General features: G+C 61.9%; 15 protein-coding genes, 1 other RNA gene and 1 pseudogene. 13 read left to right on the forward strand and 4 right to left on the reverse strand.

The annotated features are described in order from the left end of the window. The first annotated feature begins 111 nt into the window (after positions 1–111). The 5 genes and pseudogenes from lldD to B2X67_RS09690 all read left to right on the forward strand — a co-directional run bounded on the left by lldD (position 112) and on the right by B2X67_RS09690 (position 6,649). On the forward strand, positions 112–1,281 hold the full coding sequence (gene lldD, locus B2X67_RS09670) for an FMN-dependent L-lactate dehydrogenase LldD (RefSeq protein ID WP_286785340.1): 1,170 nt from the start codon (positions 112–114) through the stop codon (positions 1,279–1,281). Between the two features lie 62 nt (positions 1,282–1,343). Then, positions 1,344–4,178, forward strand: a complete 2,835-nt coding sequence (locus B2X67_RS09675) for an FAD-binding and (Fe-S)-binding domain-containing protein (RefSeq protein WP_286785341.1) — start codon at positions 1,344–1,346, stop codon at positions 4,176–4,178. Positions 4,179–4,430: 252 nt separating this feature from the next. Beyond that, positions 4,431–4,709 carry a hypothetical protein gene (locus B2X67_RS09680; protein ID WP_273234697.1) on the forward strand — a complete coding sequence of 93 codons (279 nt, stop codon included), beginning with the start codon at positions 4,431–4,433 and terminating at the stop codon, positions 4,707–4,709. Between the two features lie 124 nt (positions 4,710–4,833). Then, positions 4,834–5,192: a transfer-messenger RNA gene (ssrA, locus tag B2X67_RS09685) on the forward strand. A gap of 281 nt (positions 5,193–5,473) precedes the next feature. Further along, positions 5,474–6,649: pseudogene (locus B2X67_RS09690) on the forward strand (tyrosine-type recombinase/integrase). 203 nt (positions 6,650–6,852) lie between these two features. On the opposite strand, the gene B2X67_RS09695 reads toward B2X67_RS09690, so the two are convergent. From B2X67_RS09695 to B2X67_RS09705, 3 genes are all read right to left on the reverse strand, one after another. Beyond that, positions 6,853–7,626, reverse strand: a complete 774-nt coding sequence (locus B2X67_RS09695) for an ABC transporter ATP-binding protein (protein ID WP_286785342.1) — start codon at positions 7,624–7,626, stop codon at positions 6,853–6,855. 134 nt (positions 7,627–7,760) lie between these two features. After that, complete coding sequence (locus B2X67_RS09700) at positions 7,761–8,243, reverse strand: flavin reductase family protein (protein ID WP_286785343.1); 483 nt, start codon at positions 8,241–8,243, stop codon at positions 7,761–7,763. A 59-nt stretch (positions 8,244–8,302) separates the two neighbouring features. Then, positions 8,303–9,520, reverse strand: coding sequence for an acyl-CoA dehydrogenase family protein (locus B2X67_RS09705; RefSeq protein WP_286785344.1), 1,218 nt, complete (start codon positions 9,518–9,520; stop codon positions 8,303–8,305). A gap of 158 nt (positions 9,521–9,678) precedes the next feature. On the opposite strand from B2X67_RS09705, the gene B2X67_RS09710 reads away from it, so the two are divergent. Continuing rightward, positions 9,679–10,386, forward strand: coding sequence for a TetR/AcrR family transcriptional regulator (locus B2X67_RS09710; protein ID WP_286785345.1), 708 nt, complete (start codon positions 9,679–9,681; stop codon positions 10,384–10,386). A gap of 15 nt (positions 10,387–10,401) precedes the next feature. Here B2X67_RS09710 and B2X67_RS09715 read toward each other — a convergent pair whose 3' ends face one another. After that, complete coding sequence (locus B2X67_RS09715) at positions 10,402–11,115, reverse strand: GntR family transcriptional regulator (protein ID WP_286785346.1); 714 nt, start codon at positions 11,113–11,115, stop codon at positions 10,402–10,404. Between the two features lie 196 nt (positions 11,116–11,311). Between B2X67_RS09715 and B2X67_RS09720 the strand changes: the two genes are divergently transcribed. From B2X67_RS09720 to B2X67_RS09750, 7 genes are all read left to right on the forward strand, one after another. Beyond that, a complete protein-coding gene (locus B2X67_RS09720) occupies positions 11,312–12,145 on the forward strand; it encodes a fumarylacetoacetate hydrolase family protein (RefSeq protein ID WP_286785347.1) in 834 nt (277 codons plus the stop codon). Positions 12,146–12,222: 77 nt separating this feature from the next. After that, positions 12,223–13,131: a VOC family protein gene (locus B2X67_RS09725; RefSeq protein WP_286785348.1), complete on the forward strand. Its 909-nt coding sequence runs from the start codon at positions 12,223–12,225 to the stop codon at positions 13,129–13,131. Positions 13,132–13,222: 91 nt separating this feature from the next. Further along, the gene (locus tag B2X67_RS09730; protein WP_286785349.1) at positions 13,223–14,848 is read left to right on the forward strand and encodes a bifunctional 3-(3-hydroxy-phenyl)propionate/3-hydroxycinnamic acid hydroxylase; all 1,626 of its coding nucleotides are present in this window, start codon (positions 13,223–13,225) and stop codon (positions 14,846–14,848) included. A gap of 106 nt (positions 14,849–14,954) precedes the next feature. Next, the gene (locus tag B2X67_RS09735; protein WP_286785350.1) at positions 14,955–16,310 is read left to right on the forward strand and encodes an outer membrane beta-barrel protein; all 1,356 of its coding nucleotides are present in this window, start codon (positions 14,955–14,957) and stop codon (positions 16,308–16,310) included. A 13-nt stretch (positions 16,311–16,323) separates the two neighbouring features. Then, positions 16,324–17,571: an MFS transporter gene (locus B2X67_RS09740; RefSeq protein ID WP_286785351.1), complete on the forward strand. Its 1,248-nt coding sequence runs from the start codon at positions 16,324–16,326 to the stop codon at positions 17,569–17,571. A 238-nt stretch (positions 17,572–17,809) separates the two neighbouring features. Beyond that, complete coding sequence (locus tag B2X67_RS09745; protein ID WP_286785352.1) at positions 17,810–18,319, forward strand: MCP four helix bundle domain-containing protein; 510 nt, start codon at positions 17,810–17,812, stop codon at positions 18,317–18,319. A gap of 235 nt (positions 18,320–18,554) precedes the next feature. Then, positions 18,555–18,788 (forward strand): hypothetical protein, encoded by a 234-nt coding sequence (locus B2X67_RS09750; RefSeq protein ID WP_286785353.1) that lies wholly within the window; start codon positions 18,555–18,557, stop codon positions 18,786–18,788. Positions 18,789–18,794: the final 6 nt, after the last annotated feature.

Genomic DNA, 18,794 nt, shown 5'->3' on the forward strand with positions numbered 1-18,794 from the left:
CACGGGCCCGGCAATGCTGTTGGGCCTTCCGGCACCCTCGTGCAATCACGGACAGCCCGTGGGTGATTAGGCCCGCCTCTCATCTGCTCATCTTACAAACGGTGTGAACCCATGATCATCTCCGCCTCTACCGATTACCGCGCCGCCGCCAAACGCCGGCTGCCGCCCTTCCTGTTCCATTACGTCGACGGCGGCGCCTACGCCGAGTACACCCTGCGCCGCAACGTCGACGACCTGGCCAGCATCGCCCTGCGCCAGCGCGTACTGCGCAACATGTCCGAGCTGAGCCTGGAGACCCAGCTGTTCGGCGAGACCCTGTCGATGCCGGTGGCCCTGGCGCCCGTCGGGCTGACCGGCATGCTCGCCCGCCGCGGCGAAGTGCAGGCCGCACGCGCCGCCGACGCCAAGGGCATTCCCTTCACCCTGTCCACCGTGTCGGTCTGCCCGATCGAGGAGGTCGCGCCGGCGATCAAGCGGCCAATGTGGTTCCAGCTCTACGTGCTGAAAGACCGCGGCTTCATGAAGAACGCCCTCGAGCGCGCCAAGGCCGCCGGCGTGACCACCCTGGTGTTCACCGTCGACATGCCCACCCCTGGCGCGCGCTACCGCGACGCGCACTCCGGCATGAGCGGTCCGAACGCCGCCCTGCGCCGCGTGGTACAGGCCATGACCCACCCGATGTGGGCCTGGGACGTGGGCCTGAACGGCAAGCCGCACGACCTCGGCAACATCTCCACCTACCGCGGCCATCCCACCGGGCTGGAGGACTACATCGGCTGGCTGGCGACCAACTTCGATCCTTCGATCTCCTGGCAGGATCTGCAGTGGATTCGCGATTTCTGGGACGGCCCGATGGTCATCAAGGGCATCCTCGACCCCGAGGATGCCCGCGATGCGGTCAAGTTCGGCGCCGACGGCATCATCGTCTCCAACCATGGCGGCCGTCAGCTCGACGGCGTGCTCTCCAGCGCGCGGGCGATGCCGGCGATCGCCGATGCGGTCAAGGGCGACCTCAAGATCCTCGCCGACTCGGGCATCCGCAATGGCCTCGACGTGGTGCGCATGATTGCCCTGGGCGCCGATACCGTACTGCTCGGGCGCGCCTTCGCCTACGCACTGGCGGTGGACGGCGAAGCCGGCGTGACCAACCTGCTCAACCTGATCGAGAAGGAAATGCGCGTGGCGATGGTGCTCACCGGCGCCAAATCCATCAGCGAAATCAGCGCGGATTCGCTGGTCCGCGAACTGGGCAAATACCAGACCACCCGCCACGTCGACTAAACCGATGAGGCCGCGCGGCGCCCTCGCCGACGCGGCCCGCCACAACCGAACCTGGAGCCTGAATGAACACGTCCGTCGCCCTGCCGGCCGACTTCGTCGCCGCCGTCGAGCAGTTGATCCCGCGTGAGCGGCGTTTCGACGATCCGCTATCGACCCTTGCCTACGGCACGGACGCGAGCTTCTATCGCCTGATTCCGAAGCTGGTAGTGCGCGTCGAGTCGGAGCACGAAGTGGTCGCGCTGCTGCGTCAGGCGCAAGCATCCAGGGTCCCCGTGACCTTTCGCGCGGCCGGCACCAGCCTCTCCGGGCAATCGGTCAGCGACTCGGTACTGATCGTCCTCGGCGATCACTGGAACGCCCGCGAAATACGCGGCGAAGGCACGCAGATCCGCCTGCAGCCGGGCGTGATCGGCGCCCAGGCCAACGCCTGGCTGGCACCGTTCGGGCGCAAGATCGGACCGGACCCGGCCTCGATCAACGCGGCCAAGATCGGCGGCATCGTCGCCAACAACTCCAGCGGCATGTGCTGCGGCACGGCGCAGAACACTTACCACACGCTGGCCGGCCTGCGCCTGGTGCTGGCCGACGGCACGGTGCTGGACAGCGAAGACCCGGCCAGCGTCGCCGCCTTCGAGAAATCCCATGCAGTGCTGCTCGAACAGCTGGCCGAACTCGGCCGGCAGACCCGCGCCAACACCGAGCTGGCGGCGAAAATCCGTCACAAGTACCGGCTGAAGAACACCACCGGGCTGTCGCTCAACGCGCTGGTGGACTACGACCAGCCGCTGGACATCCTCAACCACCTGCTGGTCGGCTCCGAAGGCACCCTGGGATTCATCAGCGCAGTGACCTACGACACCGTGCCGGAGTATCCGCACAAGGCCACCGCCTTCATCGTCTTCCCCGATGTGGAAACCTGCTGCCGCGCGGTGCCGGTGCTCAAGCAGCAACCGGTTTCCGCGGTGGAACTGCTGGACCGTCGCAGCATGCGTTCGGTGCAGGACAAGCCGGGCATGCCGGCCTTCGTGCAGACGCTTTCCGAGGGGGCCTGCGCCCTGCTGATCGAGTCGCGCGCGGCCAGCCACAGCCTGCTTCACGAACAGCTCGGGCAGATCATGGCCTCGCTGGCCTCCTTCCTCACCGAGGCGCGGGTCGACTTCACGGAGGACCCGGTGGAATACGGCCGGCTGTGGGCGATCCGCAAGGACACCTTCCCGGCGGTCGGCGCGGTGCGCGAGACCGGCACCACGGTGATCATCGAGGACGTGACCTTCCCGGTCGAACAGCTCGCCGAGGGCGTCAATCGCCTGATCGAACTGCTGGAAAAACACCACTACGACGAGGCGATCCTGTTCGGCCACGCGCTGGAGGGCAACCTGCACTTCGTCTTCACCCAGAGCTTCGAGACGCCGGAACAGATTCAGCGCTACTCGGCGTTCATGGAGGACGTCGCGCAACTGGTGGCGGTGGAGTTCGGCGGCTCGCTGAAGGCCGAGCACGGCACCGGACGCAACATGGCGCCCTTCGTCGAACTGGAATGGGGCAACGAGGCCTACCAACTGATGTGGTCGCTCAAGCGACTACTCGACCCCAACGGCATCCTCAATCCCGGCGTGGTGCTCTCCGAAGACCCGGACATCCACCTGAAGAACCTCAAGCCGCTACCGGCGGCCGACACCCTCGTCGACAAGTGCATCGAGTGCGGCTTCTGCGAGCCGGTCTGTCCGTCCAACGGACTGACCCTGACCCCGCGCCAGCGCATCGTCATGTGGCGCGACATCCAGGCCAGGCACCGCGCGGGCTTCGACACCACCGAACTGGAAGCCGACTACGCCTACCGCGGGGTGGACACCTGCGCCGCCACCGGCCTCTGCGCCCAGCGCTGCCCGGTGGGCATCAACACCGGCGAACTGGTGCGCAAGCTGCGCAGTGTGCACGCGCACCACGCCAAGGCCGCCACCTGGACGGCCGAACACTTCCGCACCGCCATGCTTGGCGCCCGCTTCATGCTGCACGTGGCCAATGGCGCGCGGCTGCTGCTCGGCGCGCCGCTGCTGGGCCGGACCTCCGCCGCGCTGAGCAAGGCCAGCAAAGGCCGTGTCCCGCTGTGGACGCCAGCCATGCCGCAGCCGATCCAGAAGCTCAACCTGCCGGAATCGAATGCCGACCAGCGCCCGCGCGTGGTCTATCTGGCGGCTTGCATTTCGCGTGCGATGGGCCCGGCGTCCGGTGACAGGGAACAGCTGCCGCTGCTCGACAAGACCCGCGCGCTGCTGGAAAAGGCCGGTTACCAGGTGGTCTTCCCGAAGAACCTCGATAACCTCTGCTGCGGCCAGCCGTTCGCCTCCAAGGGCTACTTCGAGCAGGCCAACCGCAAGCGCCAGGAAACCCTCGACGCATTGCTCGAAGCCAGCCGCGGCGGGCTCGACCCGATCTACTGCGACACCAGCCCCTGCACCCTGCGGCTGGTCCAGGAGCTCGCCGACGAACGCCTCGACGTGCACGACCCGGTGCGCTTCATCCGCACCCACCTGCTCGACCGTCTGGACATCGTCCCGCAGGAAGCGCCGATCGCGGTCCACGTCACCTGCAGCACCCAGCACCTGGGCGAAGGCCCGGCGCTGATCGAAATCGCCAAGCGCTGCGCGAAGACCGTGGTGATTCCCGAAGGCATCCATTGCTGCGGCTTCGCCGGCGACAAGGGCTTCACCACCCCGGAGCTGAACGGCCACTCGCTGCGTTCGCTCAAGGAAGCGGTGCAGCACTGCGACGAAGGCATCTCCACCAGTCGCACCTGCGAAATCGGCCTGACCCAGCACGGCGGTATCGACTACCACGGCCTGGTGTATCTCGTCGACCGCGTCTCCCGCCCCCGAGCTAGGCCCCTAACTGTTTGATTGCGCAAGTCTTTAGCCCCGTCACGTACGGGGCATTTTTTTGCTGAAACAAACCTCAGCCAAGCGGCGCGAGAAAAAAATGAACCCCTGGCAATTCGCCGGAGTCCATTTTTGCAAGTCCGGTAATAAAAAGGACTTGTTCGAAACGGCCAGCCGCGGAAGCGAAAAACCTCTATCCAGAGCGCTTCCAAGGGTGAGTCGAACGGGTAAGCCAAAGGCGCCTGTGCCGAATCTATGACCGAGGAGAAACACATGAAACGTACCGCGCTTGTTTTTGCTGCCGCACTCATGGCATCGCCGGTTTTCGCTGCAAGTGACCTTTGTGACGTGAACCTGCAGAAGATCGACGACGGCATGACCACCGCCCCGACCCTGGGCGAACCGATGAAATCCGAAGTGGCCGAACTGAAGGCCGAAGCCATGAAGGCGCGCGACGCCGGCGACGAGAAAGCCTGCATCGCTTCCAGCGGCAAGGCACTGCAAATGATGAAGGCGCCCGGTGACGGCGGCGGTAGCGGCAGCGGCCAGTAATCGGGCCGTTCTGCTCACGCGGTCAGGAAGCCGGCTACGTGCCGGCTTTCTGGCGTAGCGGTCGACGCCGAACGCCCGTTGCCGTAGACTACGCCACTGCAACACCGTTACACCGCTCAGATTTGGGGCCGATTAGGATTCGACGCCGGTAACAAAACTTGAGGGGCATGCCGAGTTGGTAACAGAACTCGTAAATCCACTGTTGCAAATTCATAGTTGCCAACGACGACAACTACGCTCTAGCCGCCTAAGTGCCGCTAGCTGTCCATAGGGGATGCCTGTAAACCCGAAGATTCTGGACAGTCAGATAGAACAGGATCGCCGCCAAGTTCGCTGTAGACGTAACGGCTAAAACTCATACAGCTCGCTCCAAGCGCCCTGCCACTCGGGCCGCGCGGAGTTAACTCAGTAGAGATGGCTAAGCATGTAGAACCGATAGTGGAGAGCTGGCGGACGGGGGTTCAAATCCCCCCGGCTCCACCAATACAACATCTAAAGACGTCCACGGACGTCTTTTTTGTGCGTAAAACCTAGTTAATACAGCGCTTCCAGCGTCATCACGATCCGATAGCGTCCAGCAGGATCCAATGAGATTAGGTATTCCAAGTGGTATTCCAAGCCATCCACTGGTAATTTTTGGAATACCGAAACCGTTCTTGGAATACCCCATGTGCGCCCAAGCCATCCGCCTGTCGGACCTCAAGGTCAAAGCCGCCAAGCCTTCAGAGAAGGACTAAGTCCTGAGCGATGGTGACGGACTTCAAATGCGAGTTAGAAGCAATGCCCAAAGCTCTGGAACTTCAACTACCGGCACCCGGTGACGAAGAACCGGATCAACATGGGGCTCGGAACCTTCCCCGAAGTTTCATTGGCGCAAGCACGCAAGCGCACCATTGAGGCACGTGAACTCCTCGCCCACGGCGCCGACCCCAAAAGAGAAACGGGATGCCGTACAGCAGGCCAAAAACACGGCGACCGAGCACACATTCCAGAAAGTGGCAACGGCCTGGTATGAGCTGAAAAAGGATGCGGTGACACAGGCCTATGCCGAGGACATCTGGCGCTCCCTCACGCTGCACATCTTCCCCGACCTTGGCACCACACCGATCTCCGCAATCAATGCCCCTCAGGTCATCAACCTTCTTCGACCGCTCGAAACCAAGGGCAGCCTTGAAACGGTGAAAAGGCTGACGCAGCGGCTCAAAGAAATCATGAACTACGGAGTGAACTCGGGGCTGATTCACGCGAACCCGCTCAGCGGGATCCGCTCCGTCTTCAAAAAACCGAAAAAGAAAAACATGGCGGCACTGCCCCCCGATGAGCTGAAAGAGCTCATGGTGGCAGTTGCCAACGCCAGCATAAAAAGGACGACCCGCTGCCTGATCGAATGGCAGCTGCACACCATGACGCGCCCAGCAGAAGCCGCAACCGCCGCTGGGAGGACATAGATATCGAGAAGATGATTTGGACGATCCCGCCTGAGCGCGTGAAGAAGCGGCGCACCCACATTATCCCGCTCACTGAACAGGCTCTTGCGCTTCTGGAAGCAATCAAGCCCTACAGTGGCTACCGGGAGTATGTGTTCCCCGCGGACCGGAACCCTCGCACCCACTGCAACAGCCAGACAGCCAGACAGCCAGACAGCCAACATGGCGCTGAAGCGAATGGGCTTCGAAGGGCGCCTGGTAAGCCATGGCATGCGCTCCATGGCCAGCACCATCCTCAACGAGCATGGCTGGGATCCTGGACTGATGGAGGTGGCGCTTGCCCACGTCGATAAGGACCTGGTTCGCAGCGCTTACAACCGGGCAGACTAAATCGAGCGCAGGCGCCCGATGATGGCTTGGTGGAGCGAGCACATTAAGGAAGCTGCCACCGGCAATCTTTCGATGTCAGCTATCAAGGAAAATCGGGACGGAAAGTTCGTTTCGATACGCTGACTTGTGCCAATTACCGTAAAGCAGACGGTAGTAACTGGCAGAAACCGGCCAATTGCGGTCGTTCACGACAGGCAACAAGATGAAATCGAGCAAACCCGCAGGTAATCACTCGGTAGAAATCATCCATGACTGGATAGTCGCCGAGTGCCATGGGGTAACTCCCACTCCGGAAAAATAGGCAGCCCGCGATTGGCGCCCTCCGATCAGGCGTACCGCAGGTGATACCAGCCACGGTCGTGTTCAACGCGCAGGTCGGCCTGGTAAAGCTCGGAGAGGTTCTGGTTGGTCATGACCTCGTGCTTGGGGCCGTCCAGCAGGATCCGGCCACGTTGCAGGAGAATCACGCGGTCGATCTCCGGGATGACGTCAGTGACGTTGTGAGTGGTGACGATCACGCCCCGCGAGTCGCGGCAAAACGCACGCATCAAATCAAGAATGGTTTTGCTGACACCCACGTCGAGGTGGTTGGTAGGTTCATCGAATATCAGCAGTTCTGGCTGATGAATAAACGCCCGGGCCAGGAGCAGGCGACGCTGTTGCCCGGCGGACAGGCGCTGGAACATCGCGTCTTGGCAGTCCGCCATTCCAACCACCTGCAAAATGGCTTGAGCACTGGCGATTTGTTCAGCGCTGGGAGTGAGGTGGTCGTGACGGCCAACGGCGCCGAAGAAGCCGGAAACCACCACGTCCAGTACCTTGGTGTAGGGGGTGTAGTCGTCTTGCAAGCCTTGGGACATAAAGCCGATTTTGTTGCGCACTTCCCAGATGGGCAGGGTCTCTTTGCCGAACAGCTTGAAGTGGCTACCAGGCTTGTCCACCGGGTAGATTTCGCGGCCAATCAGTTTGAGTACGGTGCTTTTTCCAGCGCCGTTGGGTCCGAGTATCGCCACCCGCTCCCCGGCCTTGATGGTGAGCGAAAATCCTTCCAGCACCTGGGTGTCTTGCTGGAACGCGCTGACGTTGTGGAACTCAAGCATGGGTCGCTACCGCGTTAGTCAAAGCCGTGAAGGGTATGGCTCGCCACAAGCGCTTGATACGTTTTGCGGCGGCCAGAAGCGAACGTGGTTGATCGACTCGTCCGCTCGCTTCCAAGCACGCCGCCAACGGTGGTTCAAGCCGCGTGCAATTTCCCGTACTGGCCCGAGAAAAACAGCAGCGGCTTGGCCTGCTCGGCTTCCACCAGCTCGATCACTTCACCGATGTACAACTGGTGATCACCGGCCGCGTGAATCTGTACCACCCGCGCCACGATGTGCGCCAGGCTGCCGGCAATAATCGGCACGCCTTGGACGGTCTCCATGGCGACGGTCAGGCCCTCGACAGCACGCCCGGCAAAGTGGCCACTGATGTGCTCTTGCTGTTCAGTTAGAAAATTCACGCCGTAGCAGTCGCCTTGCTTGATGTGTTGGCAAAAGCGCGATTGGTTTTTGATCGAGACCAGAATCAGCTGGGGCTCCAGTGAAACGGAGAGGAATGCATTGGCGGTCATCCCGGCTGGCTCGTTTTCGCGCTCATAGGTCACCACGGTCACGCCCGTGGCAAAGCGGCCCATCACGCGGCGGAATTTGGCCGCGTCGTTGTGTGCAGTAGTCATTTCGTTCTCCATGGGAATGCCTGGCGGCCAGTGCCCCTGGCCGCGGCCTCGGTGTGCAGTCACACCAGTGGTGTGTTGGCCTCTTTGCCACACAGAATTCGACCAAACAGTTCCAGGTTGGTGGACGTGCAGACCACCCCATGCAGATTGGCGATACGTGCGTCGCGCCACAGGCGGTTGAAGGGGTTGCCGGCGCCGGCCAGGGAACCACCGCTGGCGGTGGCCAATATGTCCACACCCTCCCAGATCAGTTGGCTGGCGTAACCCGTGTCGCGACGAATGCGCGCGCGCATCAGCACGTCCATCTCCACCCCGCTCGCCGCGTGCGCATCGATTTCGTCGACGCAGCGCTCCACCACCAGGCGAGCGGCATCCAGCTTGGCCGAGGCCTCGCCGAGCTGCAGATGGGTGACCGCCGCTTCATCCTGCTGGTTGTACCAGGTGTACTGAATGCCGCGCCCCGGCAGTTTGGCGAGGAAGGTTTCCAGTGCGGCCTTGGCAACGCCCAACGCCGGGAAAATCAGAATGATCGCCAGCAGCGGGATAAACGCCCCGCGGTACAGCGCTTCACCGTGCAGGTGGGTGGAGGCGTAGTCGCCGACGATAGCCTTGGATACCGAGGCAATGCGCTCATCGGGAACGAACAGGTTTCTCACCGATACCGAGGTACTGCCACTGCCGCGCAGGGCAATGGTGTCCCAGTCGTGCAGCAGGGTGACGTCCTCGATTGGAATAAGCGCCAGGCCCTGGTCGACGGTATCACCGGCTTCGTTGACGATCGGGATGCCGAGCAGGTCCCACTGGGCGTGGTAAACGCCGCTGTTAAAACCCCACAGGCCTTCTTCGATAAGGATGCCGCCAGGCTGGCGCTTGACCTTGGCCACGCGCGGGGACAGTACACCGCTGGTACGCACCTTGGCGCCGCTGGCGAAGATGGGGTCGCTGACCGACTGCGGGTACAAGGTGGCGAGCATCCAGTTGCAGATATTGATCAGCGCGCAGGCCCAGCCGGCAGAGCCATCGCCGCGACCGATCTCGCTGACCACTTCCATATAGGTTCTGATGCTTGTTTGCTGGCCGCCGTGCTGGCGTGGAATCATCAGGTCGAAAGCGCCGATAGCGTCGAGATCGGCCACGGTGGCGTCGGGCAGACGCGCCAGCTCGTCGACTTCACGGGTGCGCGAGCGCAAGGTCTGCACAAGCCCTGTAGCGCGGGTGATCAGGGCGCTGTGATCAAACGGGGAATTGACGGCCACAGCGGGGAGGATGGAGTTCATGGCTTTTCCTGTTATTGAGATTATTGGATGAGCTTCTGACACAATAGTGACGAAAACGTCACGATGACGATTTCGATACTAATGGAAATATATTTTTTTAGTAAAGATATAAATTAATCTATCCGGGTAGGTACGCGGATACGAAAAGGCATAACTCAATGGACAGTACGGTTGAACAGAGCCACGGGCTCGAGGCTGGGGAAGATCACCGAAGCGTGACGGCCCGGCGCAAACGCGATGCCATGCGCACGCGAATACTGACCGCGACCATGGACTTGCTGGCCGACCCGACCAAGGTTTCGGTGACCATCGAAGACGTGGCGCAGGCCGCGCAGATTTCCCGAGGGGCGTTTTACAAACACTTTGCGTCGCTGGAAGAAGCCCTGGCGGCGATTGGCCAGGACGCCACCGATGGCATGACCCTGCATATCCTGCCGGTGTATGACGTGCTCACCCACCCGCTGGAACGCATCAGCACGGCGATGCGCCTGTTCTTGCGGCGCTCGCACACCGATCGGCGCTGGGCGGCGTTTTTCCTGCGCGCGGACCTGGTGCAGGACCAGTCGATTTTATTGAAGTACGTGTTCGCCGACCTGGACGCCGGCCGCCGCGCAGGGGTGCTGGATCTGCCCTCGATGCAGGCCGCCGTGGATGCGTTGATCGGCGCAACGCTTGAAGGGGTGCGCAGCATCAATCAGCGCGCCGTCGACGATCCCGAGGGCTATATCGACGCGGTGATCTTGATGGTGTTGCGTGGTTTCGGCGTGGAGAACGCCAAGGCCCATGAGGCCGTGGCCTTCTCCAAGGCCTACCTGCAAACGCCGGCGCCCTCAGCGGCTGATGACGGAAGCAGCGCCACCGGGTAAGTCAGCCCAACGCGCTCAGCGCCACGCCTTGCCCAGCAGTTCGTGGTTGAGCACATTCAGCGTGGTGGTCTGGTAATGCTCGGCGAGCAAGGCGCAGGCGGTGTCGATGTCCTTGGCCAGCGCGGCGTCGAGCAATTGCCGGTGTTCGTGCGGCACGTCGCGATCGGCGCTGTCGACGTAGTGCATGGACAGCACTCGATAACGCGCGGTCTGGTCTCGCAACATATTGGAAAAGCGCAGCAACCAGGACGAGCCGCAGTTGGATAGCAGCGCCGCGTGGAACGCCTCGTGGGCGTTTTCCCAGTCCGGACGCAGCAGCCGGTCCGGGCCTTCCACCAACGGTAAACGATCAAGCCGGTGGTGCGCGGCAATCACTCGGCTTTCCCACTCGACATCGCCATTGGCGATGGACAGCGCCAGGGCTTTGCATTCGATGTGCAGGCGGGCTTGGGTGATGTCCTGGATTTCTTCGGCGGAAATACGCCCGACGCTAAAACCCTTCTGATCCGCCGAGGTGACGAAACCGGTTGCTGCCAAACGCGACAGCGCCTCGCGCAAGGGAATCACGCCGGCATCGTAGGACTCCGCCAACTCTTTAAGGCGCAACCGGCTGCCGGGGGCCAGTTTGCCATTGATGATGTCTTGTCGCACACGGGCTTCCAGTTGGGAGGCCATGGTGCGTTTGTCGGCGGCCTCAAGGGGCTCGGTCCAGCTGTGCTGAGTGTTCATCGGTATCTCATGGCAATCGCGGCTGTGGAGAATCATACACATCCAGTTCTTTATCGAAAATCTACATAATATATATTTTTCATTTGACGTTATATTTTAAGAGGATTAGTTTTGCTCCACTCTCTGCCTCTGGCGGAGCAATAAGAAAACAAGTGGCGGCCCCAGCGCCCGCCGCGTACCACAAGAGGTCAATGCCATGCGTTATGTGTATTTCAACCATCAAGGTCGCGCCGTTCTGGGCGTTCGTACTGCCGAAGGCGTCAAGATCGTTGGCGAAGAAACCCTGGAATCGTTGCTCGCCCGTGGCGTCGACCTGACCACTTACGGCAACGCCGCCAGCGGCCCTGTGGCTGAAATTGGCGAGCAGGATTACCTGCCGCTGCTGCGCAAGCCCGGCAAGATCATCTGTGTAGGCCTGAACTACGCCGACCACACCAAAGAGTCACCGTACGCGCAGCCGGACTACCCCACCCTGTTCCCGCGCTTCAACAGCAGCCTGACCGCGCACAACAAACCGCTGATTCGCCCACGCATTTCCGACACCCTTGACTACGAAGGCGAGATGGCCGTGGTCCTGAAAAGCGGTGGTCGGCATATCAGCAAGGAACAGGCGCTGGACCACGTGGCCGGTTACGCGCTGTTCAACGAAGGCTCAGTGCGCGAGTACCAGTTCATTTCGCCACAATGGACCGTGGGCAAGAATTTCGATGACACCGGCGCGTTTGGCCCCGACCTGGTCACCGCCGATGAACTGCCGCCGGGTGGCAAAGGCCTGCTGCTGCAAACCAAGGTAAACGGCAAGGTGGTGCAGGCTGCCAATACCACTGACATGCTGTTTGACGTGGCCACCATCATCGCCACGCTGAGCCAGGCAGTGACCCTGGAAGCAGGCGACGTGATCGTCAGCGGCACCCCGGCAGGCGTGGGCTTTGGCATGAACCCGAAGGTGTACCTGAAAGCGGGTGACGTGGTCGAGGTGTCGATTGAAGGCATCGGCAGCCTGGTCAACCCGATCGTCGACGAGGCGTAATCAACGCCCGCAAAACAAAAAAAGCGAAGCCCCCCGCTCCGGGGCTTCGACTAGAACAAAAATAACTGGAGGTGATCATGAGTGCCGTGCATTCGATCGATCATTACGCGTTGAACGTGCCCTCGCTGCCCGAGGCGCGACAGTTCTTTGCAAGCTTTGGCCTGGACGTGCGTGACCTGGGCGAAGAACTGCAGCTGGTTGCCGGCGATGGCCATATCTGGACCCGCGTGCTGCCGGCCGCGAGCAAGTCGCTGGCCTATATCAGTTTCCACTGCTTCGCCGCCGACTTCGCCACCCTGCGTCAGCAGGTCGAAAACAGTGGTATGACGCTGGTGGATAGCAACGGTGAAGGCTTCTGGTTTCACGACCCGGACGGCAACCTGGTGCAGGTGAGCGTCGGCGACAAGCACATGCCGAACAGCCGCGCCGTAGCCTCCCCAAAAGCGCCCCACATCCGCGGTACCGGCACCCGTGCCGATGTGCAAACCGTACGCCCGCGCCGCCTGTCCCACGTGCTGTTGTTCACCCCGGACGTCACCGGTGCCGTGGCGTTCTATGAACAGGCATTGGGCCTGAAGCTCTCCGACCACTCGCAAGACATCATCGCCTTTACCCACGCCCCGCACGGCTGCGACCACCATCTGGTGGCGTTCTGCAAAAGCAGTGCGAAAGGGTTTCACCATGCGGCGTGGGAAGTCGATGACATCGACTCCGTTGGCAATGGCGCCGCGCAAATGGCCGCCGCCGGCTACGTCGAAGGCTGGGGCACTGGCCGCCACTGCCTGGGCTCGAACTACTTCCATTACGTGCGTGACCCGTGGGGTTCGTTCTGCGAGTACTCGGCGCACATGGACTACATCGACGCCGGCAGCCAATGGCCCGCCGGCGACTTTCCACCGGAAAGCTCGCTGTACCTGTGGGGCCCTGCCGTGCCCGACTACTTCATTTTCAACACCGAAGCGATCGAACCGCCCCCCCGACCTTAGCGCCAAGGCGCCGCTATCCAATTACCGCTCCGGCGCCTGTGCTGCACAGGTGCAACGGGATCGGCTGGTCTACTGAAAGACGAGGTTTCGCATGAACAACAATAAAATGCTGGATGTCGCGATTGTCGGTTATGGCCCGGTGGGTCAGACCCTGGCCATTCTGCTCGGGCGCATGGGCTATAGCGTGGCCGTGTATGAGCGCTGGCAAACCCTCTACCCGCTGCCCCGCGCGGTGTTCCATGACCATGAGATTCGCCGCGTGTTTCGCCTGATGGGCCTGGGCAGCGAACTGGACGCTATCTCCCAACCGTCGGCCTGCTACCAGTGGTTCAACGCCGACTGGAAAGTGCTGGTGGAAATCGACTGGTCGGCCGAGTCGATCAGCGATGGCCCGTTCGGTTACCTGTTCAACCAGCCGTCGCTGGAAGCGATTCTGGATGCCAAAGCCAAGTCCATCGGCAACGTCGATGTGCATCAGGGTTTTGAAGTGCTGGGCATCGCGCAGAATGACGACTTCGCCGAATTGCGCCTGCGCCGCACCGCCATCGATGGCCTGCCCGCTGGCGAAGAACAGGTGGTGCTCGCTCGCTATGTGATTGGTGCCGACGGTGCCAACAGCATTATTCGCCGCGAGCTGGGCATCGAATGGCATGACCTGGGCTTTGAAGAAGACTGGCTGGTGGTCGACCTGCAACCCAAGCCTGGGGTTGAGCTGGATGTGCCCGACATTGGCCAATGGTGCAACCCCGCACGCCCCACCACCATGGTGCCCGGCGGCCCGGGTTACCGGCGCTGGGAGTTTATGCGCCTGCCGCACGAAACCCTCGAAGACCTGCAAAGCACCGACAAGGTGTGGGAGCTGCTGGCCCCTTGGGTCAACCCGCAAACCGCCACCCTGGTGCGCCACGCGGTGTACCAGTTCCGCTCACGCATTGCCGAAACCTGGCACCGCGGGCGCCTGTTGATTGCCGGCGATGCCGCGCACTTGATGCCGCCATTCATGGGCCAGGGCATGTGCTCGGGCATTCGTGATGCGTGGAACCTGTCCTGGCGCCTGGACCTGATTCTGAAAGGCACCTGCGCGCCCAGCCTGCTCGAAGGCTACACCCCGGAACGCAAACCGCAGATTCGCGCGGTGATCGACGCCTCGGTGGAAATGGGCAAAGTGGTCTGCGTGGCCGACCCGGTCGCCGCCGCCGAGCGCGATGCCGCGTTCCTGTCCGGCAATGTGCCGCCGCTGCCGCCCTTCCCAGGACTGGTCGACGGCCTTATCTACAAAACCCGCAGTGGTCTGCCAGCGGGCACGGCAGGCATCCTGAGCGTGCACGGCAATATTGAAGTGGACCAACGCACCCTGCGCTTTGACGAAGCCTTCGGCCGCGGCTTCCAGTTGATCAGCGTTGGCGACGACCCGCTGCAGGTGCTGAGCACCGAACAGCGCGCCTTCCTCGACCGCGTTGGCGTGCGCAGCATTCGTTTGTCGCGCGACGGCGGCGCCGGTACTTGCCGCGATGTGTCGGGCAAGTACCACGACTTTTTTGCCGCCGAAGGGCTGCAGGCCGTGCTGGTCCGCCCGGATTTCTATATCTACGGCGGGATCAGCCAGCGCGACGAGCTGCCCGAGCTGGTCAATGCCTTGCGCAATGGCCTGGGCCTTGGCCAAAGCGGCGTCAGCGGCAGTTCGGCGGCGGTCCACGCCATGGCCGGGGGCCTTTAACACGCCCACAACAGCGTTCTATCTGTAAGTAAGTGGTACCGGTAACGGGGCGCCGCGCGGCGCTCCTTGCCTGATTCGATAACAACAACAAAAGAAGAGAAGACCCATGCACAACATCAAGGTAAAAACGCTTGGTGCGGTTTTGGCCGCCCTGGCAATTGTCGACGCTCATGCTGGCGAGGCGGTGGTACCGGGCGAAGGCACACTGTTCAAAAGCGTTTTTGGTGAAACCCTGGAGCGCGACTACGGCATCACCGTGTCGGGCTTGATCGACATTGGCTACTCGCGAAACAACCGCTCCACCAGCGATGAACGCGAAGACGGCACCAGTAACTTGCCGATCACCGGCCTGTCCGATGAAGGACTGGAATTCGGCAGCTTTCATGTGTTTATCGACAAGCCGCTGAAAGCCCCGTTCGTTCCCCGCATCACCCCCCTCCCCGGCCCGAAAGCGGAGGCAGCCGACATCGGTTTTACCTTCGAAACCAACTACGGTCGCAACGCCCAGTTCGCCCGCACCTTTGGCTGGGATATGGGTTGGGACATCAACGAACAGGACGCCGCAAAAGCCGCGCGGGATAAAAAACGCTTCCTGGCCATTCCCAATATCGCCGCCACCGCCTATGTGCCTTGGGCGACCGGCGTTACCGTGATGGCCGGCGTATTCGGCCCAGCCATGGGCTATGAAATTCCGCCGAATATTCGTGCTGCCCGCAACCCCTTCGCCAGCAAAACCTACGCCTTTGTCTCCAGCCCCGGCACCGTGGCCGGCGCGCTGTTCGGCAGTCGGGTGATGAACAATGACAACGGGATACTGGGCATCGAGTTGGGTCCGGTACGCGGCTGGGACAACATCCGCGACAACAACGAAAGCACCTCGGTGCTGGGTGCGTTGCGCTGGCGCAGCCCGGACATGAGCACCTGGATCGACTACGAATTCATCGCGGGCAACGAGCAAAACGACAGCACCAGCGATGTGCAGGCGCCGATGAACCGCCTGATCTCGTCAAGTAACCAGTTCAAGCAACACCACGATCTGAACGGCTGGCACCAGTTCGACGAGCACTGGTCGATAGGCGCCGAGCTGGTGTACGGCCACCAGGACGGCGATGGCAAAGCCAGCACCATCGACATCGTCACCGGCCCGGGTTTTGACGGTGCCAAGTGGTGGGGCGCCAACGCGACGGTGACCTACAAGATCCAGCCGGACCTGAGCTTTTCCGTGCGCGGCGAGCACTTCAGCGACCCCGACGGTTTCGTGCAATTCCCCACCACCCAGGGTGCACGGGGTGACTTCAACGCCATCACGGCGGGCTTTCGCTACGACATCAACAGCCACATCAGTATTCGCCCAGAACTGCGTTACGACTGGTTCGATGCCCGTGAACACGACCGCCCCTATGGCAACGGCCGTGACAGCGATCGCCTCGGCGCCATGATCGAAACCCTCTTCTACTTCTAACCGGAGCCTGGCCATGTCCACTGACAACAACAAATGGAATGCCCGCTACGAATACGCCGCCGTCGCCATGCTTGCGCTGGGCTTCGGCCTGGTCGGGCTGGACCGTTTTATCATCCTGCCGCTGTTTCCGGTAATGATGAAAGACCTCAACCTGAACTATCAGGACCTGGGCAATATCTCCGCCGCGCTGGCGATTGCCTGGGGTGTTTCCTCGATCTTTATGGGGCGCCTGTCTGACCGTATCGGCCGGCGCAAGGTGCTGATTCCCTCGGTGCTGCTGTTCTCCCTGCTGGCCGGTCTTTCGGGGCTCGCCACCGGCGTCGGTGCCTTGCTGGTGATTCGCGCGGTGATGGGGATTTCCGAAGGCGCGTTTACGCCCAACGCCATTGCCGCCACGGCCGAGTCGTCGCACCCGTCACGGCGCGGCCTGAACATCGGCATTCAGCAGGCGTTCTTTCCCATCATCGGCCTGGGTCTGGCGCCGATCATTGCCACGCAATTGCTGCTCGTGGTGCCGTCGTGGCGCTGGGTGTTTGTGATCGTCTCGTTGCCCGGTTTTATTCTCGCCTGGGTGATGTACCGCACGCTGAAAGAGACCGTGCCCGCCGTTGCCGTTAGCAGCGAGCCGGCGCCCAAAGGCTCCTGGCTGGCGGCCCTGCGCTACCGGAATGTGCCGCTCAATATCATTGGCATGCTCTGCATGCTCACCAGCCTGTTCGTGCTGACCGTGATGATGCCCAACTACCTCATGGACTACCTGCACCTTGAAGTGCAGCAGATGGGCTTTGTCATGTCGGCCATTGGCCTGGGTGGGTTTCTCGGTCAACTGGTGATGCCGGCGCTTTCGGACCGCGTTGGACGCAAGCCGGTGGTGCTGTTGTCGTTCGTGGCCACAGGGCTGTCCATCTGGCTATTGAGCCGCACCGGTGCTGATCCTGTGCAGCTGTTTGCGCTGCTGTTTGCCACCACCTTTTTCAACTTCAGCATGATATGTATGACGGTCGGGCCGCTCACGGCGGAGTCGGTGCCGGGTGCCCTCAACTCCACCGCCACCGGGCTGGTAATTGGCATTGGTGAGGTTTTTGGCGGCGGTGTGGCGCCGGCGCTGGCCGGTTTTATCGCTCAGCACCATGGCATCGAAAACACCCTGTACCTGGCCCTCGGTGGCGTGGCGCTCGGCTTGGTGGTGGCGCTGTTTTTGCGCGAAACCGCGCCGCAGCGTCTGCAACGCAGAGCCGAGGCGGCCGCCAAGGTCGCCTAAGCCGAATTCACTCTCGCAAGAGAGGACAGGAAGTCGGAATGGAGGTGCCGGTCTCGGAAAGCAACGGCGCCCCGGCCATGCACCAGCACGTGCATGCCACTGCCCAGTGCCACGAACACTGGGCGGTGTTTAACCGCGCGCTGCAAGAGGCCCGCACAGTCTGGCCACAAGCCAGGTTGCGCGGGTTTTGCTTCGCCTCGAGGCAGCAGCTTCGAGGTACGGCATAGAGGTAGTTGCCATGACTGTACTGCGTAACCTCAAACTGGCACCGCGCTCGGCGCTGAGCTTTGGCCTGATCGGTTTGATTGTCTTGTTGCTGGGTCTGTGCGCTCTGGAGCGCGTGCACCGCCTGAGCGTACAAGCCGACATTATTGATCAGCATTGGGTACCCAGCCTGTTGCGCCTGGAAGCCTTGAATAAAACCATGAACCGCGCCGGGGTCATGACCTTTCGCATGGTGGTGCTACGTAACCCCACGGCATTGCGCGATAACCAGGCCGGGCTACAACAGACCCTCGCCGAAGCGCGGCGCCTGCAGGATGCGCTAGCGCAAAACCTGCAACAGCCCGAAGAACGTAGCTTGTTCGAGCGCTACCAACAAAATGCGCAGGCCTTTGGCCTGGCCCGTCAGGCTGTGATCGAGCTGGCCGCCGCCGGCAAACTCGACGAGGCTGTCGCCGCCCTCAATGGCCCCATCGATAACCAGGCCCCGCAACTGGCTATCAGCGCCGAAGCCCTGGGCACCTAATACCTGACCAACTACCAGCAGGCCGCCGAGTAAGCACAATACGCGCGCGCCTCGGCGGTGTTCGGCATTGTCATCGCACTGGTGGGCGCAGCCCTGGCCACCTTGCTACTGGCCGTGCTCTACACCCGTAGCCTGTTGCAACCGCTGGCCGAGGCGCTGAGCATCGCCCGCGCGGTAGCCGCCGGTGAGCTGACACGGCAGATTGCCGTGCATACTGCTGCAAGCGCTCAGCGCCATGCAAGACAACCTGCGCCAGACCCTGCACCAGATGTCCGTCTCAGCTGGCGAACTGAGTGGTGCCGCCGACCATCTGCAACAGATAACCGAAGACGCTTCCCGTACCCTGCACACGCAAAACGCCGAGCTGGAACAAGCCGCCACGGCAGTCGATGAAGTGGCGCGTAACGCGGTGCCGCCGAAGCCTCGCAAACCCGTGATAGCGCCACCCGCGCCGGGCAACTGCAGGTAAACAATA

The sequence above is a fragment of the Pseudomonas sp. UBA3153 genome, from assembly GCF_002364635.1.
In the GTDB taxonomy this organism is placed as follows: domain Bacteria; phylum Pseudomonadota; class Gammaproteobacteria; order Pseudomonadales; family Pseudomonadaceae; genus Pseudomonas_O; species Pseudomonas_O kuykendallii.